Origin of the sequence: Marinomonas rhizomae (genome assembly GCF_024397855.1) — a bacterium.
Classification (GTDB): Bacteria; Pseudomonadota; Gammaproteobacteria; order Pseudomonadales; family Marinomonadaceae; genus Marinomonas; species Marinomonas rhizomae_A.
The window spans coordinates 1,322,843-1,346,608 of record NZ_CP073343.1; the positions used below are offsets into that span (position 1 = coordinate 1,322,843).

28 protein-coding genes are annotated in these 23,766 nt (G+C 43.3%); 23 read left to right on the plus strand and 5 right to left on the minus strand.

All coding sequences use genetic code 11. From position 1 onward, the window contains the following. Window positions 1–119: 119 nt before the first annotated feature. The 16 genes from rnr (at window position 120) to KDW99_RS06215 (ending at window position 11,984) form a co-directional block, all read left to right on the plus strand. Window positions 120–2,699 (plus strand): ribonuclease R, encoded by a 2,580-nt coding sequence (gene rnr / locus KDW99_RS06140; RefSeq protein ID WP_255828416.1) that lies wholly within the window; start codon window positions 120–122, stop codon window positions 2,697–2,699. Window positions 2,700–2,772: 73 nt separating this feature from the next. Beyond that, window positions 2,773–3,540 (plus strand): 23S rRNA (guanosine(2251)-2'-O)-methyltransferase RlmB, encoded by a 768-nt coding sequence (gene rlmB, locus KDW99_RS06145; protein ID WP_114411642.1) that lies wholly within the window; start codon window positions 2,773–2,775, stop codon window positions 3,538–3,540. 14 nt (window positions 3,541–3,554) lie between these two features. After that, on the plus strand, window positions 3,555–4,616 hold the full coding sequence (cobT, locus tag KDW99_RS06150; RefSeq protein WP_255828417.1) for a nicotinate-nucleotide--dimethylbenzimidazole phosphoribosyltransferase: 1,062 nt from the start codon (window positions 3,555–3,557) through the stop codon (window positions 4,614–4,616). A 37-nt stretch (window positions 4,617–4,653) separates the two neighbouring features. Further along, entirely contained in the window at window positions 4,654–5,439 is a 786-nt protein-coding gene (locus tag KDW99_RS06155) for an adenosylcobinamide-GDP ribazoletransferase (protein ID WP_255828418.1), read from the plus strand. Then, window positions 5,436–6,029, plus strand: a complete 594-nt coding sequence (locus KDW99_RS06160) for a histidine phosphatase family protein (protein ID WP_255828419.1) — start codon at window positions 5,436–5,438, stop codon at window positions 6,027–6,029. Before KDW99_RS06155 ends, KDW99_RS06160 begins: the two co-directional genes overlap by 4 nt. A 68-nt stretch (window positions 6,030–6,097) precedes the next feature. After that, window positions 6,098–6,709, plus strand: coding sequence for a trimeric intracellular cation channel family protein (locus KDW99_RS06165; protein ID WP_255828420.1), 612 nt, complete (start codon window positions 6,098–6,100; stop codon window positions 6,707–6,709). Between the two features lie 18 nt (window positions 6,710–6,727). After that, window positions 6,728–7,366, plus strand: coding sequence for a cob(I)yrinic acid a,c-diamide adenosyltransferase (gene cobO, locus KDW99_RS06170; RefSeq protein ID WP_255828421.1), 639 nt, complete (start codon window positions 6,728–6,730; stop codon window positions 7,364–7,366). Window positions 7,367–7,546: 180 nt separating this feature from the next. Then, window positions 7,547–7,990 (plus strand): tetratricopeptide repeat protein, encoded by a 444-nt coding sequence (locus tag KDW99_RS06175; RefSeq protein WP_255828422.1) that lies wholly within the window; start codon window positions 7,547–7,549, stop codon window positions 7,988–7,990. A 29-nt stretch (window positions 7,991–8,019) separates the two neighbouring features. Continuing rightward, window positions 8,020–8,241 carry a hypothetical protein gene (locus KDW99_RS06180; RefSeq protein WP_255828423.1) on the plus strand — a complete coding sequence of 74 codons (222 nt, stop codon included), beginning with the start codon at window positions 8,020–8,022 and terminating at the stop codon, window positions 8,239–8,241. Then, entirely contained in the window at window positions 8,231–8,368 is a 138-nt protein-coding gene (locus tag KDW99_RS06185; RefSeq protein WP_255828424.1) for a hypothetical protein, read from the plus strand. The genes KDW99_RS06180 and KDW99_RS06185 overlap by 11 nt, the downstream gene beginning before the upstream one ends. Before the next feature lie 21 nt (window positions 8,369–8,389). Next, window positions 8,390–8,674 carry a S24/S26 family peptidase gene (locus tag KDW99_RS06190; RefSeq protein ID WP_255828425.1) on the plus strand — a complete coding sequence of 95 codons (285 nt, stop codon included), beginning with the start codon at window positions 8,390–8,392 and terminating at the stop codon, window positions 8,672–8,674. 135 nt (window positions 8,675–8,809) lie between these two features. Further along, on the plus strand, window positions 8,810–9,430 hold the full coding sequence (locus tag KDW99_RS06195; RefSeq protein WP_255828426.1) for a YitT family protein: 621 nt from the start codon (window positions 8,810–8,812) through the stop codon (window positions 9,428–9,430). Between the two features lie 137 nt (window positions 9,431–9,567). Continuing rightward, window positions 9,568–10,098: a GNAT family N-acetyltransferase gene (locus tag KDW99_RS06200; protein ID WP_255828427.1), complete on the plus strand. Its 531-nt coding sequence runs from the start codon at window positions 9,568–9,570 to the stop codon at window positions 10,096–10,098. A gap of 30 nt (window positions 10,099–10,128) precedes the next feature. Continuing rightward, complete coding sequence (locus KDW99_RS06205; protein WP_255828428.1) at window positions 10,129–10,818, plus strand: pseudouridine synthase; 690 nt, start codon at window positions 10,129–10,131, stop codon at window positions 10,816–10,818. A 24-nt stretch (window positions 10,819–10,842) separates the two neighbouring features. Beyond that, entirely contained in the window at window positions 10,843–11,211 is a 369-nt protein-coding gene (locus KDW99_RS06210; RefSeq protein ID WP_255828429.1) for a DUF2750 domain-containing protein, read from the plus strand. A 143-nt stretch (window positions 11,212–11,354) separates the two neighbouring features. After that, window positions 11,355–11,984, plus strand: coding sequence for a TetR/AcrR family transcriptional regulator (locus KDW99_RS06215; protein ID WP_255828430.1), 630 nt, complete (start codon window positions 11,355–11,357; stop codon window positions 11,982–11,984). A 13-nt stretch (window positions 11,985–11,997) separates the two neighbouring features. On the opposite strand, the gene KDW99_RS06220 is transcribed toward KDW99_RS06215, so the two are convergent. Beyond that, on the minus strand, window positions 11,998–15,456 hold the full coding sequence (locus KDW99_RS06220) for a hybrid sensor histidine kinase/response regulator (RefSeq protein WP_255828431.1): 3,459 nt from the start codon (window positions 15,454–15,456) through the stop codon (window positions 11,998–12,000). A 256-nt stretch (window positions 15,457–15,712) separates the two neighbouring features. Between KDW99_RS06220 and KDW99_RS06225 the strand changes: the two genes are divergently transcribed. From KDW99_RS06225 to KDW99_RS06245, 5 genes are all read left to right on the plus strand, one after another. Beyond that, window positions 15,713–16,075 carry a DOPA 4,5-dioxygenase family protein gene (locus tag KDW99_RS06225; RefSeq protein ID WP_255828432.1) on the plus strand — a complete coding sequence of 121 codons (363 nt, stop codon included), beginning with the start codon at window positions 15,713–15,715 and terminating at the stop codon, window positions 16,073–16,075. A gap of 44 nt (window positions 16,076–16,119) precedes the next feature. Next, window positions 16,120–16,560: a GNAT family N-acetyltransferase gene (locus KDW99_RS06230; RefSeq protein WP_255828433.1), complete on the plus strand. Its 441-nt coding sequence runs from the start codon at window positions 16,120–16,122 to the stop codon at window positions 16,558–16,560. Between the two features lie 263 nt (window positions 16,561–16,823). Beyond that, window positions 16,824–17,306, plus strand: a complete 483-nt coding sequence (locus tag KDW99_RS06235; protein WP_255828434.1) for an FKBP-type peptidyl-prolyl cis-trans isomerase — start codon at window positions 16,824–16,826, stop codon at window positions 17,304–17,306. 223 nt (window positions 17,307–17,529) lie between these two features. Further along, complete coding sequence (locus KDW99_RS06240) at window positions 17,530–18,318, plus strand: hypothetical protein (RefSeq protein ID WP_255828435.1); 789 nt, start codon at window positions 17,530–17,532, stop codon at window positions 18,316–18,318. Window positions 18,319–18,380: 62 nt separating this feature from the next. After that, a complete protein-coding gene (locus tag KDW99_RS06245; RefSeq protein ID WP_255828436.1) occupies window positions 18,381–19,001 on the plus strand; it encodes a uracil-DNA glycosylase family protein in 621 nt (206 codons plus the stop codon). Here KDW99_RS06245 and KDW99_RS06250 read toward each other — a convergent pair. Next, complete coding sequence (locus KDW99_RS06250) at window positions 18,976–19,443, minus strand: GNAT family N-acetyltransferase (RefSeq protein ID WP_255828437.1); 468 nt, start codon at window positions 19,441–19,443, stop codon at window positions 18,976–18,978. The two genes, KDW99_RS06245 and KDW99_RS06250, sit on opposite strands and share 26 nt — an antisense overlap. 189 nt (window positions 19,444–19,632) lie before the next feature. On the opposite strand from KDW99_RS06250, the gene KDW99_RS06255 reads away from it, so the two are divergent. Next, the gene (locus KDW99_RS06255) at window positions 19,633–20,475 is read left to right on the plus strand and encodes a DUF6279 family lipoprotein (protein ID WP_255828438.1); all 843 of its coding nucleotides are present in this window, start codon (window positions 19,633–19,635) and stop codon (window positions 20,473–20,475) included. Between the two features lie 268 nt (window positions 20,476–20,743). On the opposite strand, the gene KDW99_RS06260 is transcribed toward KDW99_RS06255, so the two are convergent. Both KDW99_RS06260 and KDW99_RS06265 read right to left on the minus strand, forming a co-directional pair. After that, window positions 20,744–20,947, minus strand: a complete 204-nt coding sequence (locus KDW99_RS06260; RefSeq protein WP_255828439.1) for an RSP_7527 family protein — start codon at window positions 20,945–20,947, stop codon at window positions 20,744–20,746. A 173-nt stretch (window positions 20,948–21,120) separates the two neighbouring features. Beyond that, a complete protein-coding gene (locus KDW99_RS06265) occupies window positions 21,121–21,594 on the minus strand; it encodes an Lrp/AsnC family transcriptional regulator (RefSeq protein WP_255828440.1) in 474 nt (157 codons plus the stop codon). Between the two features lie 203 nt (window positions 21,595–21,797). Between KDW99_RS06265 and KDW99_RS06270 the strand changes: the two genes are divergently transcribed. Beyond that, on the plus strand, window positions 21,798–23,033 hold the full coding sequence (locus KDW99_RS06270; RefSeq protein WP_255828441.1) for an aminotransferase class V-fold PLP-dependent enzyme: 1,236 nt from the start codon (window positions 21,798–21,800) through the stop codon (window positions 23,031–23,033). A 62-nt stretch (window positions 23,034–23,095) separates the two neighbouring features. Here KDW99_RS06270 and bluB read toward each other — a convergent pair whose 3' ends face one another. Continuing rightward, window positions 23,096–23,752, minus strand: coding sequence for a 5,6-dimethylbenzimidazole synthase (bluB, locus tag KDW99_RS06275; RefSeq protein WP_114411664.1), 657 nt, complete (start codon window positions 23,750–23,752; stop codon window positions 23,096–23,098). Window positions 23,753–23,766 lie beyond the last annotated feature (14 nt).

Consider the following 23,766-nt stretch of genomic DNA (forward strand, 5'->3'; position numbering starts at 1 on the left):
TATTAGAAGTAACTTATCAGAAGTGACAGCGAGTACTGCAAATGTTCTGAATAGTGAGATGTTCATATTTCTATTTTATAAAAGGGCGTCTTATTGAAAAAACCAAGGATAAAAATACATTGAGTAATAAAAATATTAACGATCCCCACAAGCAGCGAGAAGCGTCTAAGTACGACAATCCCGTACCAAGCCGTGAATTCATTCTAGAGTTTCTTGCCACCCAAAATAAAAGCATGGGTCATTTTGATTTATGCAAAGCGTTTTCGCTGACTGGCGAAGACGAAATTGAAGCCCTCCGTCGTCGTCTCATCGCTATGTGCCGAGACAATCAAATGACCAGCAATCAAAATGACGAATACTCGCCGATTTTAGAAAGTGACCTGATTGAAGGTTACGTTCAAGGCAATAAAGAAGGTCATGGTTTCTTGTTGCGTCAAAGCGATGACGATATTTTCTTATCTGCCCGTCAAATGCAGAACGTGATGGATGGCGATAAAGTCAAAGCCCGTCTTTCTGGTCGTAGCGTTAAAGGTCGCTTAGATGGTGTCGTGGTTGAAGTGCTAGAACGTAAGCACACGCAACTTGTAGGTCGATACTATGAAGAAAGCCGTACCGCTTTTGTGACCCCAGAAAACCCGCGTATCGCACAAGATATCTTGATCACTACAGAATCGGGTTTAACGCCGGCTCATGGTCAATATGTGTTGGCCGAAATTGTTAGCTACGCTGAGCGCGGTAAACCGGCTCAGGGTTTAGTGAAAAAAGTCCTTGGCGACTTTATGGCGCCGGGCGTTGAAATTGAAGTGGCGATGCATCGTTATGAAATTCCTAACGAGTGGCCTGCAGCGGTTGAAAAACAAGTTAAAAACTTCAGCACAGAAGTGGCAGAAGAAGACAAAGCGCATCGTGTTGATTTGCGTGATACTCCGTTTGTCACTATTGATGGCGAAGATGCGCGTGATTTTGATGACGCCGTATATTGTGAAAAAACACCGGGTGGCTGGAAACTGTTTGTTGCCATTGCCGATGTTTCTCATTATGTGAAAAAAGACACGGCGTTAGATGAAGAAGCCATTGTTCGTGGTAACTCGGTTTATTTCCCTGGTCGCGTTATTCCTATGTTGCCAGAAGTACTGTCGAACGGCTTGTGTTCATTGAACCCAGATGTTGACCGTTTGGCGATGGTTGCTGAAATCTCTTTGACATCCAAAGGCAAGATGCGTGGCTTTAAGTTTTATGAAGGCATTATCCGCTCTCATGCGCGCTTAACTTACAGCAAAGTCGCGAAAATGATCGCGGATGAACCGGAAGAGCAAGGCATTGAGCTGCGTGAACGTTACGCGTCTATCGTGTCACATATCGATGATTTAAATGGTTTGTATCATGTCTTGAAAGGTGCTCGTGATGAGCGCGGTGCGATGGAGTTCGATACCATCGAAACTCGCATGGTGTTCGACGAAAACTCTAAGATTGAGCACATTATTCCTGTAGAACGTAACGATGCCCATAAGCTAATCGAAGAATGTATGTTGTGTGCCAACGTGGCCGCAGCAGAGCTATTGATTAAAGCGGATTTGCCGGCTTTGTTCCGTGTTCACGAAGGGCCAAAAGACGACCGTTTGTTAACCTTACGAACCTACCTTGGCTTGCTAGGTTTAGAACTAACAGGCGGTACTAAACCGACGCCAACGGATTATGCGGCACTTTCTGAAGCGATTAAAGACCGAGCGGATGCTCGCAGTATTCAGACTATGATGTTGCGTTCTATGTCTCAGGCGGTATATCAAGCGGATAATTTGGGCCACTTTGGTTTGAATTATGAAGCTTATACGCACTTTACATCGCCAATTCGTCGTTACCCAGATTTGTTGGTGCATCGTGCGATACGTTATTTGATTCGTGGCGAAGGCCGTCCGGAAGTGCGTCAGGCACACCGAGTGGCGGGCAGCCCAGAACTGAAAGAACGCAAAATCTACGGTTACAACCACGCTGATATGGACGGTTTAGGGGATTCTTGTTCTGTGACCGAACGCCGTGCAGACGAAGCTACGCGTGATGTTGAAGCTTGGTTGAAATGCCAATACGTTGAACAGCATTTGGGCGAACCGTTTGACGGTGTTGTTACCGCCGTGACCTCGTTTGGTTTGTTCGTTGAGCTACAAGGTTTGTTCGTTGATGGATTGGTGCATATTTCTGGTCTTGGGCAGGATTACTTTGTTCATGATATGGAACATCAAGCGATTGTCGGTGAGCGCACAGGTCGTGTGTTCCGCCTTGGCGATACGTTAAAAGTTCGCGTGTCTAATGTGAACTTGGAACAGCGTAAGATTGATTTGAGCTTGGATGAAGGAAGTACTCGCCCAGCGCGCAAAAAAGTTGAACGTACCGATAAAACCGAGCTTGAAATGCAATTGGCTCAGTTGCCGCCGATTGAATTAGGTGGCCGCTCTAAACCCAAGTCTGCTGCCAAAGTAGAAGGTGACAAGTCGAAAGACGCTAAGCCATCGAAAGATGGCAAAGAGTCGGATGGTAAGGCGAAGAAAAAACGTCGTTCGCCAGCCTCTAAAGGCAAACGTATTAGACAGAAAAAGTCGGGTACTGTGTCGGCAAATGGTAAGCCAACTACGGCGGCTACTAAAAAACCGAAAAAGCCTAAGAAACCGAAAAAGAGCAATGCTAAGCCAAAAGCAAAAGACTGATCAGAAGCTCTGAATCGAGCTTTCTAGATGAATAAAAGGGGGGGCGTATGCCCCCAAATTAATAGAGTAGATAATGTCAGATTTAGAATGGATATACGGCATTCATGCTGTGGAAAACGCATTGACTCAACAGCCAGAACGCGTCAAAGAAGTACGCTTTCAAGAAGGCCGTGATGATAAGAAAAACCAACGACTAGTACAGCTTTGTAAAGCCAACAAAGTGCGCTACAGCGTGGTACCACGTAAAGAATTGGATCAGCTTTTTACTAAGAACAAAGAGCGTGCTGTTCACCAAGGCGTTGTGGCTTATACCACAATGAACAAAGCAGGAAGTGAAGCTGACTTGCATACTTTGGTAGCGGGTTTAGATGAAACACCATTGATTATTATCTTAGACGGTGTGACTGATCCGCATAATTTAGGCGCGTGCTTACGTAGTGCAGATGCCGCTGGTGCTCATGCTGTTGTTATGCCGAAAGACAATTCAGCACCCTTAAATGCAACGGTTAGCAAAGTGGCGTGTGGTGCAGCGGAAAGCATTCCTGTTTACGCGGTAACCAACCTAGCTCGAACGATGAAGAAGTTACAAGATCAAGGTGTGTGGATTTTTGGCACAGCAGGCGAGGCAACGCAAACCATTTACGAGCAAGATTTATCTATTCCAACGGCTATTGTAATGGGTGCAGAAGGCGATGGTATGCGCCGTTTGACTCGTGAACAGTGTGATTATCTAGTGAAACTGCCTATGGCTGGTGTGGTTTCTAGTTTGAATGTGTCTGTAGCGACAGGTGTTTGTCTCTACGAAGCGGTGCGTCAACGCGCGGTGAAGGCCAAAGGTTAAGGGGCAAAAAAGCCTTGTTTAAGCAATTTAGTATTCAGGCTCCTTCGGCTGAAATTTCAGCCGAATTACAACAGAAAATCGACACTAAAACCAAACCGTTAGGCGCATTAGGTGAGTTGGAAAGCATTGCTTTTCAGCTTGGTAAAATTCAGCAAACCTTAACGCCAGATACGACAAAACCTAAGATGGTCATCTTTGCTGCTGATCACGGTGTTGTCGCACAGGGAATTAGTTTGTTTCCTCAAGAAGTGACGCCACAAATGGTGATGAATTTCTTGATGGGCGGCGCAGCGGTAAGTGTTTTCTGCGAGCAGCATAAAGTGCCACTGCGCATTGTGGATGTGGGCGTCAACGCAGAGCTAGAAGCGCATCCGCTATTAGGCAATCGCAAAGTGGCGTTTGCGTCTAAAGATTTTAGTCAGCAAGCGGCGATGACAACGAACGAGTTAGCACAAGCAATTCAAGCCGGTGTCGATGAGGCAAACCTTGCTATTGATGACGGTGTGAATTTGTTGATGTTCGGTGAAATGGGCATTGGCAATACTTGTGTGTCCTCTTGCATGATGACAGCGTTAATTGGTGTGAATGCGGCAGACAGTGCTGGACGCGGTACGGGATTGGATCATGCTGGGGTTTCCCATAAAGCGCAGGTTATTGAGCAATCATTGAAGCGTGCGGAACAAGAAACTGGCCAAATGATGTCTGACTGGAGCGCTCAAACGCTTGCAGAACAAGTCGGCGGTTTTGAGATTTTGGCCATGGCGGGTGCAATGTTGCAATCGGCTCAGCGACAAACAGCCTTTGTGGTTGATGGCTTTATCTGTTCGATGGCTTTGTTGTTTGCGCAGAAGGTCGCGGCAGATGTACGCGAGTATGCGATTTTTGCCCATCAATCGAATGAAAAAGCCCACAAGTTACTACTTGATCATTTGAATGCTGAGCCTATTTTGTCTTTGGACTTGCGTTTGGGCGAGGGCTCGGGTGCTATTTTGGCTTACCCATTAATCAACAGTGCTTGTGTGTTTTTGAATAAGATGGCGAGCTTTGAAAGCGCTGGCGTGACGGATTCTAAATAACCTTAGTTGTACGAAAATTAGGTATAAATAACCCATTATGAAAGGCGTAATTGTTGGTCTATATTGGCAAGGTTTTAAACGCAGTCTTGTCACCTACACTCGAATCCCTCTCAAAGTGGATTGGAGTGATGATATAGAGCACATCCCAGCGGTGTGCTTTTTACCATGGATTGGTTTGCTGGTTGGGTTACTGAGTGCTTGGCCATTATGGTTTGATTGGTCGACGTCTTTGCAGGCGCTGCTTATGTTATTAACCGCGGTGTTATTAACGGGCGGGTTCCATGAAGATGGTCTGATGGACTGCTGTGATGGTTTGGTGGGCGGCTGGGACAAAGAGCAACGTTTGTCGATCATGAAAGATTCGCGTATTGGCAGTTATGCCGCTTTGTCTATTTGGTTTTCTTTGACATTAAAGTGGCTGCTTTTGAGTGAGCTGTTACAGGCTATTCCCGACTCATTTTTGGGCTTTCTTTATACGCTAAGTGGTTGGTGTGTAGTACATGTAATCGCTCGATTTATACCTATTGTACTCATGAATACTCTTGATTATGTGTCTATGGGGCAGAGTAAAGCATCAAGCATGATTGCTAAATTAACTTTTAGTCAGTGGCTGGTGGCTTTGTTGCCTTGTTTTTTGATTGGCATTCTGGCCTTCAACTTGTTTTATTTGATTCTTACCCTTGTCTTGTCGGCTGTTTTGGTTTTTTTGATCCGCCTTTATTTGCGTAAAAAAATTGATGGTTTTAATGGCGATGCATTGGGAGCTAGTGAGCAAATAGGTGAGGTTTTTGTTGTTGTGTGTTTGTTGGTGTCTTATTCATGAAGCTGTATTTGATTCGACACCCAAGACCAGAGGTTAAGACAGGTTTATGTTACGGTGACATGGATGTGCCACTTGCCGATGGGTGGGAAGAGGGTGCTGAGGCATTAAAGAAAGCTCTGTCGATTGAATTTGATCAAGAGTCAAACGTCTGTTTTCACAGTCCCTTAAGTCGTGCGGCGAAATTAGCTGAACATATTTCGGATGGTAAGTCGCAAGTTACGGACGCGTTAAAAGAGCTGGATTTTGGTGATTGGGAAGGTTTGTGTTGGCAAGATATTCCTAAACAAGAAATAGACCTTTGGGCTAACGATATTGTGCATTCTGCGCCTTATAACGGTGAATCACTGCAAGTGGTAGCTGACCGTGTATGGCAATGGTGGCTAGCCGTAAAAGATTTCCCTATGGATAACTGTGTGTTAGTTGCTCATTCCGGTGTTATTAAAGTGTTTGTTAGCATGCTTTGCCAATGGCCCTTGGATCAATGTCATCGAATTGATGTGGGCTTTAGTAGTTTGACTGAGTTTTCCGTGCAGGGTGACTTTGTCATGTTAAAGCGTTTAGGTGCGGGTGATTGGGTATCCAGCCAGTAGTGTGTGCCTTTAATGTTGGGTTTGGTATTCGCCAGATCGTCTTAAGTTCGATTGAGAATCAATAGAAAATGTTGCTATATTTTTTGGGGATGTTTGGTATTGCTGCGTTTGCAGTAACAGGGGTTATTTCATCCGGTAAAAAAGACATGGATCTGTTTAGTGTCGTGTTTCTTGGTATGGTAACGTCTTTAGGCGGCGGTACAATTCGAGATACGGTGTTATCGGTCGAAACGGTTTATTGGGTAGAAGATACCTCTTATTTATGGGTGGCGTTTTTGTCTTCTGCCTTGGCGTTTTTTACTGTGCGATTTATTGAAGATAGACAAACGGTTTTCCATTATGCGGACTCATTTGGTTTGGCGCTTTTTACCGTTGTGGCGACAGATAAAGTGTTGAACCTAGGGTTTCCGCCAACCATCGCTATCACCATGGGAATTATTACGGGTGTGGCTGGCGGCATTATTCGTGATATTTTGAGTCACCGCCCGCCATTAGTGTTAGGACGAGAGTTTTATGCTACACCAGCTTTTTTAGGGGCTTTATTGTTGGTGCTACTTGAAAAAAACGTTCCGACACATGATTTTAACTCGATTTACGCTGTGGCTTTAGTCTTTATACTAAGGGTGTTTGCGATACATAAAGATTTGTATTACCCGAGTTGGCTGTTGTACAAAAAATAGTTTTAAAAGAGATACATTATGAAAGACCTTTCCCCAGCACAAGAAAGTAATGAGCAAAAAGCAGAACAAGCGCAAAAGAATGAAGCGCGTTTGTTGAAAAAGAAGGCGGTTGTGGATCAGCGCATTGCTGCTGCGACGGAAGAGCGTGGCGTAACTATTTTGTTAACAGGTAATGGCAAAGGTAAAAGCTCTAGCGCCTTTGGTACTATGGCACGTGCTTTAGGGCATGGGCAGAAAAGTGCAGTGATTCAGTTTATAAAAGGACGTAAGGCGACGGGCGAGCAATTGTTCTTTGGTTCTCATCCATTGGTTGATTTTCATGTGATGGGACATGGTTTTACGTGGGAAACACGCAATCCAGAACTAGAGAAAGAAGCCGCAGAGCAGGCTTGGGCTTTGGCAAAGGGTGTATTGTCTGATTCGAGTGTGCATTTTGTTTTGTTGGACGAAATTACTTATATGTACAAATATGGTTATTTAAATGAAGACGATTTGATCGCTGCGTTGGCTGCTCGTCCTGCTCACCAAAATGTGATGATGACAGGTCGAACTGCACCACGAGTTTTGTTAGATAGCGTTGATACACATAGTAAAATTGGCAATGAGCGCCATGCTTTTGCGAATGGTGTTAAAGCCCAAGTGGGCATTGAATGGTAGCTCGCCTTGCGAGCTTCTTTTTTCTTTCTGTTCCCTTCAAAACTGTATTTTGCCCTTCAGGTATGAACTCTAAGAATTAAATGAGATTAATTCTCAATATGACTGGATTTATTTTAATTCTTTTACGATAATGATTCTCATTAAATTTATTATGTGTCATAACAAATCGTGGAGAAGACAATGCAGGACTGGGAGCGTTTAACTAGACAGGCAAACCGAGCTTATTCAAATCATGCTTTTACAGATGCTGTTGATTTGAACCGACAGGCATTAATGGAGGCAGAGCGTTCATTCGATGAAGATTTCTATCTGGATGCCGAATCAGCCGTTGCGGCCGCGGCGGTAAGCTTTTTGAATATTGCTGAATCTTATACCGCCTTAGGTGACTTTATTTCCGCTAATACTCAATTTGAGTGTGCGGTCAATTTTCTCCAAACCATTCTTAATAGAGCTGATATGGATGAAGATCAGCGTTCGCTTATCACACGAACCGCGACACATATTCGTTTTGAGTGGGAATTGTTCGCGCAGAGTTACAGCAAGGAAGTATCTGCGCAAAGTCGAGCTTTGATGCACTCACTGTCTAACGCCGTGTCCATGCCAGTAAACATGGTTCGGCATTAATCTCCGTTTATGAAGGAGGGGGTAATGATATGAAACTGGCTATTGCAGCTATGCTATCTGGCGTTTTGCTTCTTATTAGCCAAATTTTTCAGGCGTATTCTGGACAGAATCATACCTACTGGGCGAGTGACTTAATCCACGTTTTAGCCGTGTTGGCGGTGAGCGGTATTGTTGTCGGTGGATTTGTTTACAAGCGGTTACTACGTCGTCGTAAACAACTGGAGCGAGAGAGGGTCAGCCATGATGCATAATTTTATGACAATATTAGATAAGGTGATCGGTTTTAAAACGGCACAAGCTTTATGTGTTGTTACTTCTAAAGAACCTGATAAGCCAGTAAAAACGCTAAAGCGTCCATTGGGTAATCGTTATTGGTAATAGTTAAATAAAGGAGTGATTATGCTTCATTTAATTAAGGTAAAGGGCGAGAGTATGGCCCCAAGCTTACATGACGGCGATTTTGTTTTTACCAGTCGTTGGCATAAGAAGCTTAAAGTTGGCCATCTTATTGTTGTTGATCATGCGTTATACGGTCTTATCATCAAAAAAGTATTGCATATCGCTCCAGATGGTCAGTTGTGGCTAGGTGGGGAAAGTAATAAAGCCCTTCAATCCGAAAGAATTGGTTGGGTGTCACCAAGACGTGTTGTGGGCAAGGTTATGCATCGGATTTGCGCCGCTTAACGGGTGTACATAAAACTAGACACTTTATCAAATAAACCAAAAATTGCTTTCGGTCCTGATGTTGGTATTAGGCTGAATTTTCTCTAAAATCTTCTTCCATTACTACCTACAATTGATTTAGCTAAAGAGAAATTCATGTCGACTGCAGAAATACCACAAGTGAAAAAACATACCCGCCTTGAAGATATTCAAGCTGTCATTCTTGGTACCATGATCATCGCATTGGGTGTGAATCTTTATACTCATGCTGGTCTGTTAACCGGAGGCTCTGCTGGATTGGCTTTTCTAATGAAGTATGCGACGCCTTTGACTTTTGGTCAGGCATTTTTCTTAATCAACCTGCCATTTTACGCTTTAGCGATTATGCACTTTGGTTGGGAATTCACTATTAAGACTTTTCTTTCTGTATTTTGCTTGTCTGTTTTTGCTGATGTGACTCCGATGTTAGTCAACTTCAATGAAGTTAATCCGCTGTACGCCAGTATAGCTGGTGGTTTTTTGATGGGCGTGGGATTTTTAATGCTATTTCGACATAACGCGAGCCTGGGCGGGCTAAATATTTTGGCACGCTATTTGGCTGAAAAATACGGTATTTCCATGGGGAAATTCCAGATGGCAGTTGATTGCATGATTGTACTACTGTCAGTATTTGTTGTTGATTACACGCTAATTCTTATCTCGGTTGTTGGTGCGGTTGCATTAAATATGATCATCGCCGTCAACCATAAGCCAGGCCGCTATATGGGTAATGTTTAAATTACACAGAAGATGTTTGGGAAAGGCGGCTTCGGTCGCCTTTTTTATGGCTTCCATTCGCTTAAACCGTGTTGGCGTTTCCTAACCGAGTCCGGCTCAGGTATTATTACGACAATCAAAAGACTGAGGAAAAGAGTTTGGAATTACTTAAAGTAGACAACCTTAATCCCTACTTAGATGATCTTGTTGAGTTATTATGTGATGCTGTTGATTCAGGTGCGCCTATTGGTTTTTTACCGCCAATGAGTGAGTCTGAAGCGAAAGCTTATTGGTTGTTTATTAATGATGATTTGCAGGCTAATGCCCGCCAAGTTTTATTAGTCCGTGAAGACGATAAAGTCGTTGGTAGTGTGCAAATTGCCATGTCACCAAAAGCCAATGCATTGCATCGTTGTGATGTGGAAAAACTCATGGTGCATACGCAAGCGAGAGAGCATGGCTTGGGTGGTAAGCTGATGCAAGGTGTTGAACGCGTGGCGGCATCCATGCAGCGACAGCTGCTCATACTTGAAGTCAGAAGCGATGATATTGCTCACGACATGTATGTTAATATGGGCTATATTCCGTTTGGTGAGGTGCCTGGTTACACTCGTAGCGCAAACGGTATGCTGCATAACGCGACGTTCTTCTACAAAGAAATTGAAACCACCCATGAAGTATTCTCTTAAATTTAATTTACAAAGCCATAGGCGATCCCCTTGAGACTTGATTTTTATTTATCCCACGTGACCGAGTTGGCACGTAAAGCTGCAAAAATTGCAGCATCAAAAGGCCGTGTTACTGTAAACGGTGAAGTAGTTAAAAAAGCCAATTACACCGTACAAGAAGGGGATCAGATTTGTCTAGATGATACCCTTTTGGCATGGCCATCTGAGGGGTACTATTTACTACACAAACCAGCAGGTTATGTGTGTGCGACCCAAGATCCAGATCATCCAACGGTATTGGATCTTTTGCCTTCTCATTTAGGGCAAGAGTTGAAAATTGTTGGTCGTCTAGACAAAGATACAACCGGTTTGCTGTTGCTAACGACTGATGGCCAATGGTTACACCGAATTACTTCACCACGTAATGCTTGTAACAAACGCTATCGTATGATGCTAGCAGATCCAATCAGCGATGAAGATTTGAAGCTGTTGGAAGCCGGCGTGATGTTGCATGGCGAATCACAGCCAACATTACCAGCCGTTGCTGAGCGTATTAGCGATTGTGATATTTACCTGACGATTCAAGAAGGTAAATACCATCAGGTAAAACGCATGCTGGCAGCCGTAGGCAACAAAGTGGAAGAACTTCATCGCGATCAAATTGGTCCTTTGTCACTGGATGCGGACATATCGGCCGGTGAGTTTCGTGAATTAACCGCAGACGAAGTGCTTTACTTTTAAACAGAGTTTTAAGAGAGATTGAAAATGAAAGAATTATCGATGGAAGAACGCGTTCAACTGTTAGTTGCGCCTGACAACGAACGTTTAGCGTATTTTGTTGAGCAAGCAAAGGCCACAGAGCAAGTGTGGAGCTTAAGTAACGAAGAAGGTTTTGTCATGGTCGAAACGGACGATGGCGATTGCGTGATGGTTTGGCCAGATGCAGAATTTGCTAGCCAGTGGGCGATTGAAGATTGGGACGACTGCGAGCCAGTGTCAGTGTCTCTTGATACCTTTAAAAACGAATGGCTACCAAGTCTGATAGCTGACAATATTACGGTTGCTGTTTTCCCGAATATTGAAGACGAAGGTAAGTTGTCGACAGCACAAGAGTTAACGGATTTACTGGCTTAAAAGAAAAATAATCCCACCCTAACCTTAAAAGACACAAGGGGCGGGAATAAAACTAGCTTGCTGCTCCTTCTGCCAAGGGACGTTGGGAGGGGGGCTTGCTTCAGTACTGTTCGCAAAAATACAAATAAGGACTCAACTCCCCCATGAGCAAACGTCAAAATCACCGCGAAGAAGTCTTTGTTAAAATTTTAGAAGCCGCCGAAATTGAATTCGGTTTAAAAGGCTATAATGGCGCTAGCCTTCAGCATATTGCTGAGCGAGCTGGCTTGCCTAAACCAAATATTATTTATTATTTTCAATCCAAAGCGAACTTGTACAAACTGGTGCTTGATCAAACGTTAATGGGCTGGAATGACTTGTTTGACAAAGCGACTAGTGACGATGATCCCGCTGTTGTGTTGGATAGTTTTATTCGTTTCAAACTTAAGCAAAGCTTTGAGAAAGGCGTAGCGTCACGATTATTCGCCATGGAAGTGATCGGCGGAGCGCTGCACATTGGTGATTATCTAAAAGAAGAGTTGCAGCCATGGTTTAAATCTCGTGTTGCCTTGCTGCAATCCTGGATGGATGCTGGGAAAATGCGTCAATGTGACCCTTCTAGTGTCATCTACATGATTTGGGCAACTACTCAGCACTACGCGGATTTTGAAGCGCAAGTGCTGGCTTTAAGCGGTATTGAATCTTTGAAAGAAGAGGACTTACAGCGCATCGGTGATACGGTGAGTGGTATTATTCTCGCAGGTTGTGGTTTAAGTCTGCCTACAACGAATTAATCTCTAATCTCTGTTACTTCGCATCTTCTCTTAATTGATGAATGTGTTGAACCAAAGCCCGTAATTTTGCGGGCTTTGCTGGTTTTGCCATGTAGGTAATGTTTTGCTGTTTGCATTGCTCAACCAATTTAGGGTCGCGTAGGGCGGTGATCAAGACGGCAGGAATCGTTTTTCCTGCACGAGCTCGCAGCGTTTTAATTAAAGATAAGCCATCTTGATTATCATCAAGGTGATAATCCACTAAGAGTAACTCCGCTTCTCCTTCTGCATCTAAGGCGTCATTAAATCGGTTGAAGGTTCGACAGTCACATTGCCAATGAGTTAATAGTGTATTCATGGCAGTGAGATTATTCTTTTCATCGTCAATACACCAAACATAGCAATGCGCGCGTTTTTCTTGCAGTGTTGTCGTGGCTTGAGAGGGCGGTAAATCAATGACGTGATTACTTTGAGCCAAAGGAATACCAATGCTAAAGCAGCTGCCTTTACCGGGAGTTGAGTGTATTTCTGTGCCTAAACCTAGCTGTTTTTGCATACGACGAACCAATCCTAGCCCCAGTCCCATGCCTGGCTCTTGGTTATTTTCCCAGCGATAGAAGTCATTAAATATTTTCTTTTGTTCAGTGGCAGGTATGCCAACACCAGTATCCCAAACTTGTAAATACACCACACCAGAACGTGGTCTAACACTGAGCAATACTCGCCCTTTTTGTGTGTACTTCACTGCATTAGAGACAAAGTTTTGAATGATTCGGCGTAAGTAGATAGGGTCCGTGTGGACTCTAAAAGGCCGTAAGTGTGTGGTTAAACGAATGTTTTTACTGTCTGCGATAACGCCAAATTCTGCCACTATCGGAGCGAGAATATCTTGCAGGTTACAGTCCACCAATTTGGGCTGAATGGCACCTTGGTCGAGGCGAGCAATTTCAAGTAAGGTGGAGATTAGCGCTTCGGTCGATTCCAGCGAGTCGGATAATTGTTCAATGACTTGGTTGGTGTTGTCTGGCAGCTCTGTGGATTGCAATATCCCCATATACAGCTTAGCGGCGTTCAGTGGCTGCAAAATATCGTGGCTGGCTAGGGCAAGGAACTCTGTCTTAGAGGCGTTCGCTTGCTCGGCTTCGGCTTTGGCACTGATCAGGGCTTTTTCAGCCAGATTACGACGCTCTATCTCTTGCATCAGTTCATGGTTAACGCCTTGTACTTCAACGGTACGAGCTTCGACACGTTTTTCTAAGTCTATGTTGGCTTCTTTTAAGGCCTGCTGGCTTTCTATGTGTTCGGTGACGTCAGTGAAGCTGGTGACAAAGCCGCCATCAGGCAGCGGGTTGCCGACCATTTCGATGACTCGTCCACTGGCTCGACGACGTAAGAATCTGTGCGTGCTGCCTTTTTTAAGGTGCTCTAAACGTTTATTAACCAGTTCTTCTATGTCACCTACGCCACATTCACCGCGCTCAGCGTTAAAGCGGATGAGCTCTTCCACTGGCAGTCCAACAGTCAACATTCCTTCTGGATAAGGGTAAAGTGCAAGGTAGGTTTTGTTCCACGCAACGATTCGAAGGTCTTTATCGACTACGCTGATGCCTTGATCTAAATTATCCATAGAAACGAACAATAAATTTTGGCTGAATTGGATAGCTTGGGTGGTTTCATCTAAATAGGTCACCATTTCCTCTACCTTGATTTGTTTATCAACCAAGATGGAATTGATGATAGTACGTGCTGAAGAGCCGCCTAGTACGCCACCTAGAATTCGTTCGCAGTAATCGACAAACAGACGATTTGGTGACGCGTTCGGTGGAATGGTTTGACTGTAATCCTGTTCAAAACTCGATAGGACTTGCTGGCTCTTTTGCTTGCCTAAAAAGGTTTCCAGTAAGACAAAAAAATCACTGTTCGTGGCTTTGCTTTTGGGTTTGAAAAAGCCTTTTTCTAGCTCTGTTGTCGGGCTGACAAACGCGGTGGCTTGAATTCTGTCAATTAAACGTTCTGTCGATAATAAAGACCCCGCTACATAACCAAAAATGTTGGCCAATAAACTGATGAACGCGCCATAGCTAATCAGTTCTGAACGAGATTGAGCATTTTCTAAGTTCCAATCCACATTGCCTGTGAGTGGTAGCATCATCAATAATACCCAGCACAAGAAGCCAAAGGTTAAGCCGGTATAGACTCCATGAGCATGGGCACGTTTCCAATACAGACCGCCAAGCACCGCGGGCATAAGCTGTAGCACCAGAGAGAAAGCCAATATTCCTGTGTTTGCTAATGATTCAGCATTAGCCATTTTTTGATAATACAAAAACGATAGCAGCAATATTCCTAGCATAGCAAAGCGACGAATCATTAATATTCGACGTCGATACAAGGGCAGGGCTTGCTGTTGGGCACTGGCACGCGCCAACATCAGCGGTAAGATGACATCATTGCTGATCATAATGCTCAGGGCGAAGGTGGCGATAATAATCATGGCGGTAGTTGCTGACATTCCGCCTAGGAAAATTAGCATTTGCAGTGGAAGGTTGTCAGATACCAAGGCGAACTGAATGACATAGGTATCGGGATTGATGTCTGCCGAGAAAAGGCTCTGACCTGCGATGGCTATTGGTGGAATAATGACGGCAAAGATCAGTAAGTATAAAGGGAATAACCACCGCGCCATATTAGATTGTCGATTGTCTTGATGGTCAACCACGGTGACATGGAACTGGCGGGGTAAGCAAATCACCGCTGCCGCTGACATGAAGGTTTGCATGATAAATGTGAAGGATAAAAACTGTTCAGGATTCCATACCGTAAAATCGACATTCTCGCTGAGCTTGCTTATATCAAACTCATGAGTCATGAGAACCGCAACGATACCAACAGCCACAATAGCGATCAGTTTAAACAAGGATTCCGCTCCGATGGCCAGCATCATACCGGAACGGTATTCAGTGACTTCGACTTTTCGGGTACCGAATAACATGGCAAAAACACCCATGAGAATGGTCGCCACGAATACAACAAGGCTGGTAGAAGATTCATCCTGATTAACAAAAAGTGCGAAATTTGAGCCAATCGCTTTAAGCTGTAGGGCGATATAAGGGATCACCGCGAGCATGCTAATGAGTATGACCAAGGGTGCGGTCATCGGACGTTTGCCGTATCGGGAAGAAATAAAATCAGCAATGGAGGTGATATTTTGCTTACGACTGACTGTAATCATCTTTCTTAATATGGGAAAGGCAAACAGGTAGAGCAAAATAGGACCAAGCAAAATAGGGAAGTAGCTCCAGCCAGAACGAGAAGCCTCACCAATCGAACCGTAAAACGTCCAAGCGGTGCAGTAAATAGCCAATGACAAACTGTAGACCAGCGGATGTCGAGTCAGCTTTTTCGCGGTAGGGCTTTCTTTATCCCCCCAGATAGCAATCCAGAACAGACCAAGAACATAAAGAATGGCTAACAGAATCCAGAAAACAGTCATTTAATAAATTACCTGAACATAGGCTGATACGTCATTATTGTTTGTCTAAGACATGAAGTCTTATTTTTATATAAATGTAACACAGCCAATAAAACAATCCTCTACGACTAAGGTCGTGTAAATCATGTCTTTAGACAAAGTGGTGATTATTTCTTATCCTGAAATGCAGTTTTCTCGATGCGATAGCCAAGCTGAGGGGGGGCAGGTGCTAAACTTATTGCATTGAATTGATTACTTATAAGCATTGGACGGTACCATGAAGCAACAACCATTAGATCAAGATATTAAAGCGTTTCATGCGCATCTTTATTACTGCGATGACGCGGGCGTTGAATTGGCCAAAAAAGTGGCTGAACAAGCTAGTGAGCTGTTCGACATTCGTGTTGGACGTTTTCATCAAAAGCTAGTAGGGCCGCACCCAGTTTGGAGTTGTCAGCTTTCATTCGCAGCGGAAAGCTTTGGTAAGGTCATTCCGTGGTTGATGTTACATCGTCAGTCATTGGATGTATTTGTTCACCCACTAACAGGCAATGAATATGTTGATCATACTCAAGGTGTTAGCTGGTTAGGGAAATCGTATGAACTTGATATCTCTCAGTTCATACCGCCTAGTGAATAGTGTTTTGAAGAAAATGGGTAACGACAATGGAGTTGAGAGAAACAATGGAAATTCGATTAGCCATATCAAATGATGCTAAAGCCATTGCTGATGTCGCTTCAGCATTAGGTTATCAAAATACGGTATCAGAAGAACGTGCAATAAAGCGTCTTGAGCGACTACTTTTATCTAGCAATGACAAAGTTTGGGTGGCCGAATTCAATGGTCAATTGATCGGTTGGTTACATGCTCAGCATGCTTTTCTAGCCGCTTCAGCAGACTTTATTGAAATTCTTGGTTTGTCTGTATCGGATCAGGTGCGGTTAAAGGGTGCAGGGCGCGCTTTGGTCGAAAAAGCAAAAGAGTGGGCTTTAAATGAGAAGATCGTTTTACGAGTGCGTACCAATGATACTCGTGATGGCGCGAAAAAGTTTTATACCGCGCTCGGTTTTTCCGTTGCTAAAACTCAATCTGTCTTTCAATTTCAAGGGGAGCTTGTTGATTAAATCGTGTTTCAAATTTGATCAGCTTGGCTTTTTTTGCATTTTTTTTAAATTTTTTGTCAAACATCCCTTTAAAAATCGTCGAACGCACCAAACTTCTAGGGTTATACGGTAGTTATTGAGCTTATGGAACGTTATCATAATGCCACAAACTATTGTTTGGGTTCGTGTTGTGGCGGTGTAACGCTTATTGTTGAAATGTAAGGTTTGCTTGTATCAAGCGCTCGTTCCCCCATTATTTATTATATGTTCATTAGGAGAATACAATGCAAATCACAGAAAACGCCGTTGTTAGCATGCACTACACATTGACTGACGAACAAGGTCAAGAACTAGACTCCTCTGTTGGTCAAGAGCCATTAGTGTTTCTAAGTGGTGCTCAAAACATCATTGATGGTCTAGACAAAGCACTTCAAGGCAAAGCGGCTGGCGATAAGCTTGCTGTGTCTGTTACTCCTGAAGATGGCTACGGTGCGGTTCACGAAGAACTTATTCAAAAAGTACCTAGTGAAAACTTCCAAGGCGTTGATGAAATTCAAGTTGGCATGCAGTTCATGGCACAAACACCAGGCGGTCAACAGCCAGTAACGGTTATCGCAGTAGAAGAAGATGGCGTTATGCTTGATGGTAACCATCCTTTGGCTGGTAAAACATTGAATTTTGATGTTGAAATCATTGAAGTTCGTGAAGCCTTGGCTGAAGAACTAGAGCATGGGCATGTTCACGGCGCTGGTGGTCACGAACACTAAGCACTAATAGCACTTAGTACTTTTCTCAAAAAAAAGCGGTTTCTGACTTAAGTGTCAGAAGCCGCTTTTTTGTGCATTGAATAATTTCAAAATAACCTCTACGACATTCCGACTTGATTACGTCTCTAGAAAGGCAGAATGATTAGTGTTTAAATATCGCCCAAACTTATAGGGTGGCAATTTTGCTGCTTGTTTATGCTCTGTATTCTAAAAGGGATTTAAAATGAAAAAGACGTTATCTGTGTTTTTGCTGCTTTTAAGCCATTCTGTTTTTGCGTTGGACTTGGCAAAATATCCAATGGAGCTAACTTCTGGCGATGGCGTAAATGTTGTCATTGCTCCTACGACTGACAACCAGCAGGCTTTAGTGAAAGTAACGGGCGTGAACCATGAAATTGATGGCGTGGTATTTCTAACCGAAGTAAATAAGCAGGGCGATGATCAGAGATTAAAATACACTTATGATGGCTCAAAAAGGTCATTGATTTATATCGCCAATAACTATGGCTGTTGTTCTTATACCTTGCATTTACCTGATGCTAAAGATGGCATTTATCTTGGCAAAAAAGATGAAGCGCAAGCCGATACGGTTCAGGTGATCTCTGCACTTTATGACCAGCAATCAAAGCAAGGCATACAAGAAAAATTAGCCATGTTTAATCGTGAGAAACATCTAGCGTATCAAAAAACTAAGATACAAGAAGCCGATGACAATGTGGCTAAGCAGTGCGGTACCGACATTCCGACCAAGGTGGATTGGACTACCATTTCTGATAATGACTTAGGCTCTTATGCAATCGCGGCTTATTGCGCGCAAGTGTCATCAAAAATTGCGGATCAATGTGCGACAAAACCTGCTTTTAAAGAAACGGCGAAAGAATTTAAAGCCATTCGTTGTGACTTTACCGATGAGCTTAAACTACGAATTAATGACCAAGTGTTGAATTTTAAAACTGCACCTAAAGCACCAAACCAAGGTCAGTTTATCGAGGCTTACTTAAACAACATGTAATAGTCTCTCAAGCAGAAGGGCACTGCGAACGAGCAGTGCCCTTTTTTTATGAGGTAATTTCTATGTCGCATGATGCATTTCTTGTACTAAAAGAAGCGGTTCTTGCTTGTCAACATTGCGCTGAGGTTCTGCCTTATCCTCCAAAACCGATTCTGCAAATTCACCCAAACGCTAAATTATTAATTGCTGGGCAAGCGCCCGGGCAAAAGACGCATGATATTGGTCGGCCATTTGATGATCTCAGTGGCGAACGATTACGTGAATGGCTCGGCTTATCTGTTGATGAATTTTACGATGAGCAGAAAGTCGCTATTGTTCCAATGGGTTTTTGCTTTCCCGGCAACAGTGTTCATAAGAGTGGATCGTCAGTAGGAAAGAAATCAGGCGATTTACCGCCACGCCCTGAATGCTCGATAAAATGGCGAGAAGTTGTGCTTAATCAGCTGAAGAATATTGAATTAACGATTGTCTTGGGTGCTTATGCGCAAGCCTATCATTTAGGTCAGTCTGATAATGTCACGAAGCAAGTTAAACAATGGCAATATTGGTTAGAGCAAGGCAAATTAGTATTGCCTCACCCAAGTCCTAGGAACAATCGCTGGCTCAAGCAAAACCCTTGGTTTGAAATTGAAGTCTTGCCAGAGCTGAAAGCACGGATTAAAGGTTTATTTCCGCCTCTCTAATCATATGATAATGCTCTATGCCATCTTCCATGTAAGGTTCGGATACTGTGATAAAACCGTGGGATAGATAAAAGCGTTCAAGATGAGATTGTGCGCCAATTTTAATCGGACTGTCTGGCCAAAGGTTAAGGATTTCTTTAATCGCATTCGTCATTAGCACGTGACCTAACTTATCTTTGCGGCTTTCTTGCGCGACAACTACTCGACCAATACTGCTATAACCTGAATAAGAGACGCCTTCGGCAAGTAATCGAGCGTAGGCGACTATTTTATCGTCTCGTAGGGCAAACAAGTGGCGAGTTTTGGGGAGCTTATCCAGATCATCCATATCAGGAAAAATACAGTTTTGCTCCACCACGAATACGTCACTACGCAGCTTGAGTAGGTCATACAGCGTCTGCGTGGATAGCTCGTTAAAAGTTTGACAGTGCCAAGTGGTCATTTCTTTTTCCTATTCACATCTATTCAATTGTATTTGTTCGATATTATGCCTAGAAAGTCGCATCATGAACATGATAAAAAAAGTGTCATCTGATAGTCCATAGTCTATCTTTTATAGAGTGATCCATTTCATTCACAAGCCCGTAAGCAGTAAATATAAAACAAAACTGAATAGGTTAAGGGATCATGTATGCAGAAGGCCAAATTTCCCTTAGTGTTATTGTTCAGCTTTCTTTTGAGCGCCTGCTCGTCATCCTTTGTGTACAACAATATTGATTGGTTACTTTATTGGTATGTGGGTGACTATGTTGATTTGTCGTCTGATCAAAAAGCCGTGTTGGATGACCAGATCGCCTCATGGCAAAGCTGGCATCGCTCTACTGAACTTAAAAAGTATCAGGCACAACTCCAGAATCTAAAAATAAAATTAGATATTGGGCCTCTCAATCAAGACCAATGGTTGAATGAATTTGATGAAGCAAGACAGCATCTTCATCGTTTTCGAGCCAAAATTGCCCCTGAGGTGGCCAGTATTGCTCAACAACTTTCTCAAGATCAAATCGCTGGAATTTTGTCTACTTGGAAGAAAAAGAGGCTAGAAAAGCAGGTCGACTTTGATGAACGAACCGAAGAGGAACGACTAAGTCGCAGAGAAGAGCGACTAACCGAATCGGTGGAAGATAATCTTGGTAAGTTAGATCGACAGCAGCTCAATATCATTAAAAAGTACGCACGACAGCTTATTCCAACCTCTACTGAACGGACGGTCTATCAAACGACCCTTCAAAATACGGTAAGAGACATTTTTGCCAATCGGAATAGGTCTGATTTTACGCAGCGACTTACTCTTCTTATCAGTAATCCAGATCAATATAAAATTGCTCAATACCAACAGGATTTAGACCACAATGCACGCTTGTATGCTCAAATGCTGGCGGAACTAAACCTGACCCTTTCTCAAGATCAGAAAAGACGGTTAGACGTCCAGTTTGAAGAATGGATTGGGTTAATTAGCGATTTGATATCAGATTAGTTTATCTTGTATCTGTTGGTTTTATTGAATTGTTTTTACTGCTAAAAAATGAAGTTAGAAAATTCATGTAGAACGTTTTTGTAAAAACAAAGTGGTGAAAATAATTACGAATGAAATTTAGGCGATTCAAATAGATTTCGTAGGTAGGAACAGGAAGCGCTTTATGTTTTTATTCTAGCGCCATTTCCTTACAAGCCTGTTGGAGTAAGCCAAAATATCTGTTTTGGGAACAGACGCTTACCCAATAACTTTTAAGTGTGTTTAACGATTAAGCGTGTTGTGCAGAAGAAGATACGAACGCTGATTTCAATTTGATTGCTACATTTTTAACGGCTTGAACAGCAGAAGAGATACCCGCAACGATGTATTCAGCACGTTCAGCACGAGCAATTGCTTCGTATTTTTCAGCATCAGTAAGAAAAGAAGTATTTACAGTTTCTAGTAATTCGGCAACAGATTTAGTGTTTTTCATGATGTATTCCTCGTTCATGGTTGTTTCAAAAAGCGTCAAAACTTATTCCGTTTTGATGCTTATATAGTAGAAACTATGGGGAAATAAGACAAACGATAAAAAATACACTAATACCTGAAAAAAACTAATCAATCGGACAATAAACGTCTTAAGTTGAGATTTTTAAAAGACTTTTATGTCTTATCAAGAGGGCTACCATTTTGCTTTGCTGTGTCTAAACGTATATAGGATTTGGTGCTTACAACGTCGGCATGGGCATAAAGTTGCTTGACCACTAAATCGGTGAATTGCACCATGTCTTTAGCACAGATTTCTACCATTAAATCGACATCTCCAGTAACACCATGAACGTTAATCGCAGCGCTTTGTTGTTGCAGAAAACGCATCACATTATCCCGTGCATTGGGAGCGTCTTTGCTGACAGTGACTAATGTCCAAGCCATCACGCTATAGCCGAGTTTTTGGTAATTTACCTGCGCTCGGTAACCACTAATAATGTCCATTTCTTCTAGTTGGCGTAAGCGTCTTAAACACTGTGATTGTGAGAGGTTAATTGTCTCAGCTAACTGAGTGTTACTAAGGCGACCGTCTTTTTCTAATGCTTGGATTATTTTGTAGTCGGTACGGTCTAGGGTGATTTCTTTCATAAAGTGCTCAATTTAAACAAAAATCTTGTATTACGTTAGTTATTCTCCCTTTAAATAGCAAACAACTTGTGTGGCATATTCTCTATACTTTTCCTATGAGACCTTGCATGACTGGTGTACTCGTTACTTCGTGCAAAGGCCTCACTAGATTAGTTTGTTGTTGATGACAGGCTGTAGATTGCTTTCGGTATGGAGATAAAATTATGACACCTAAATTAGATTTGGCGTTTGCACGTTCTCAATTCCCAGCGTTTAAGGAACCTTCTTTAGCGGGGCAGGCCTTTTTTGATAATGCAGGCGGGTCTTATGCTTGTCAGGCAGTCATTGACCATTTAGACCAATATTATCGAGAAACCAAACTACAGCCGTATCATCTTCATCCTGCGGCACAAAAAGCCGGTGCTCAGATGGATTTAGCTCATGAACGTTTAGCGTCTTATTTAAATGTGAAGGCTAGTGAAGTGCACCTTGGGCCTTCGACTTCTCAGAATACCTATGTCTTGGCGCAAGCCTTCGGCAAGCTTCTAAAAGTTGGAGATGAAATCATAGTGACCAATCAAGATCATGAAGCAAATATTGGTGTTTGGCGTGCGCTGGAATCGCGTGGCATCGTGATTAAAGAGTGGCGAGTGGATGCGCAGACAGGATCGTTAGATATAAAGGATTTAGAAACACTTTTTACTGAGCGAACCAAGCTTTTGGCTTTTACTCATTGTTCAAATGTTGTGGCAGAAGTTAATCCAGTAGCCGAGATCTGCGCACGAGCAAAGGCGGCGGGTGTTGCGACTGTGGTGGATGGTGTGTCCTTTGCGGGTCATGGCTTGCCAGATGTGGATTCACTTGGCGCTGACATTTACTTGTTCTCGCTTTATAAAGCCTACGGAACACATCTTGGTGTCATGATTATTCGCGATGCTATGGCGGATGAATTGGGTAATCAAGCGCATTATTTTAACAAAGCTTATCGTCAAAAATGGTTTGTGCCAGCTGGGCCTGATCATGCCCAAGTGGCAGCGAGCCGCGGAGTGTTGGATTATTTTGATGTTTTGCACGATCATCACTTTGATGCGACGGATTCTATTACTGAAAAAGCCCAGCGTGTGCGAGATTTGTTGCATGATGCTGAGCAAGTCTTATTGGCTAGGTTGCTTAATTTTGTTGACCAACATCCTAAATTGACCTTACTTGGAACGGCCGATCCTGCCAAGAAAGCCGCAACGGTATCTATTATTCCTAAAGGGCAAACGCCTCAGGAGTTGGCGCAGAAGCTAGTAGATCAGGGCATAATTTGTGGCGCAGGGCACTTTTACGCAGTGCGTTTGTTGGAGGCTATGGGAGTGGATGCAAATACGGGCGTGGTTCGTTTGTCATTTGTGCATTATACCAATGACGAAGAAATGGATCAGTTGATTGAGGCTTTAGATAGGGCGCTCTTTTAGTCGTATTTTTATAGCGACAAGGCAGACGAACCATCTGTCTTGTCTCTATTTTTTAATTTGTCTTATTCGCTCTTTGGATCTGGCCAAGAGTCGTAATGAACGGCCGAGCTGACGTCTCGCCTTGGCAGCCAGCCTGCTCTTTCAAGATCGGGTGTATCATGAAATTCTTCGACATAGCCCACGCATAAATAGGCAATGATATCGATGGATTCAGGAATGTTGAGCGTGTCGCGTATCGCCTTGTCATGAACAATACTGACCCAGCCAACACCTAGGTTTTCTGCTCTCGCGGCTAGCCATAGGTTTTGTACCGCGCACACAGAGCTGAATAAATCCATTTCTGGCTTGGCTGTGCGTCCTAGTACGACAGACCCTGTTCTGCTGCGATCACAAGTCACGCAAATACCCAATGGTGCTTCTTCAATGCCTTCTAGTTTGAAACTCTTGTATTGCTCTTTGCGTTCGCCTTCAAATAGCTCGGCGGCTTCTGCGTGTGCTTTTAGAAACCCCTTTTTAATTTGTGTTTTGGATTCTGGCTTAGAGACAAGAATGAAGTCCCAAGGCTGCATAAAACCGACACTCGGTGCATGGTGCGCAGCCAGTAAAACGCGTTCTAAAACATCATTTGGAATAGGATCGGGTTTGAATTCTCGTCGCACATCTCGGCGGGAAAAAATGGTTTTGTAAACCGCGTCGCGTTCTGCTGGAGTGATGTTCATAATATCGACTTTCG

Coding starts and splice junctions, on each gene's coding strand:
- rlmB (WP_114411642.1), top strand. CDS start 2,773: ATGTCAGATTTAGAATGGATATACGGCATTCATGCTGTGGAAAACGCA.
- KDW99_RS06155 (WP_255828418.1), top strand. CDS start 4,654: ATGAAAGGCGTAATTGTTGGTCTATATTGGCAAGGTTTTAAACGCAGT.
- KDW99_RS06160 (WP_255828419.1), top strand. CDS start 5,436: ATGAAGCTGTATTTGATTCGACACCCAAGACCAGAGGTTAAGACAGGT.
- KDW99_RS06165 (WP_255828420.1), top strand. CDS start 6,098: ATGTTGCTATATTTTTTGGGGATGTTTGGTATTGCTGCGTTTGCAGTA.
- cobO (WP_255828421.1), top strand. CDS start 6,728: ATGAAAGACCTTTCCCCAGCACAAGAAAGTAATGAGCAAAAAGCAGAA.
- KDW99_RS06175 (WP_255828422.1), top strand. CDS start 7,547: ATGCAGGACTGGGAGCGTTTAACTAGACAGGCAAACCGAGCTTATTCA.
- KDW99_RS06180 (WP_255828423.1), top strand. CDS start 8,020: ATGAAACTGGCTATTGCAGCTATGCTATCTGGCGTTTTGCTTCTTATT.
- KDW99_RS06185 (WP_255828424.1), top strand. CDS start 8,231: ATGATGCATAATTTTATGACAATATTAGATAAGGTGATCGGTTTTAAA.
- KDW99_RS06190 (WP_255828425.1), top strand. CDS start 8,390: ATGCTTCATTTAATTAAGGTAAAGGGCGAGAGTATGGCCCCAAGCTTA.
- KDW99_RS06195 (WP_255828426.1), top strand. CDS start 8,810: ATGTCGACTGCAGAAATACCACAAGTGAAAAAACATACCCGCCTTGAA.
- KDW99_RS06210 (WP_255828429.1), top strand. CDS start 10,843: ATGAAAGAATTATCGATGGAAGAACGCGTTCAACTGTTAGTTGCGCCT.
- KDW99_RS06215 (WP_255828430.1), top strand. CDS start 11,355: ATGAGCAAACGTCAAAATCACCGCGAAGAAGTCTTTGTTAAAATTTTA.
- KDW99_RS06220 (WP_255828431.1), bottom strand. CDS start 15,456: ATGACTGTTTTCTGGATTCTGTTAGCCATTCTTTATGTTCTTGGTCTG.
- KDW99_RS06225 (WP_255828432.1), top strand. CDS start 15,713: ATGAAGCAACAACCATTAGATCAAGATATTAAAGCGTTTCATGCGCAT.
- KDW99_RS06230 (WP_255828433.1), top strand. CDS start 16,120: ATGGAAATTCGATTAGCCATATCAAATGATGCTAAAGCCATTGCTGAT.
- KDW99_RS06235 (WP_255828434.1), top strand. CDS start 16,824: ATGCAAATCACAGAAAACGCCGTTGTTAGCATGCACTACACATTGACT.
- KDW99_RS06240 (WP_255828435.1), top strand. CDS start 17,530: ATGAAAAAGACGTTATCTGTGTTTTTGCTGCTTTTAAGCCATTCTGTT.
- KDW99_RS06245 (WP_255828436.1), top strand. CDS start 18,381: ATGTCGCATGATGCATTTCTTGTACTAAAAGAAGCGGTTCTTGCTTGT.
- KDW99_RS06250 (WP_255828437.1), bottom strand. CDS start 19,443: ATGACCACTTGGCACTGTCAAACTTTTAACGAGCTATCCACGCAGACG.
- KDW99_RS06255 (WP_255828438.1), top strand. CDS start 19,633: ATGCAGAAGGCCAAATTTCCCTTAGTGTTATTGTTCAGCTTTCTTTTG.
- KDW99_RS06260 (WP_255828439.1), bottom strand. CDS start 20,947: ATGAAAAACACTAAATCTGTTGCCGAATTACTAGAAACTGTAAATACT.
- KDW99_RS06265 (WP_255828440.1), bottom strand. CDS start 21,594: ATGAAAGAAATCACCCTAGACCGTACCGACTACAAAATAATCCAAGCA.
- KDW99_RS06270 (WP_255828441.1), top strand. CDS start 21,798: ATGACACCTAAATTAGATTTGGCGTTTGCACGTTCTCAATTCCCAGCG.
- bluB (WP_114411664.1), bottom strand. CDS start 23,752: ATGAACATCACTCCAGCAGAACGCGACGCGGTTTACAAAACCATTTTT.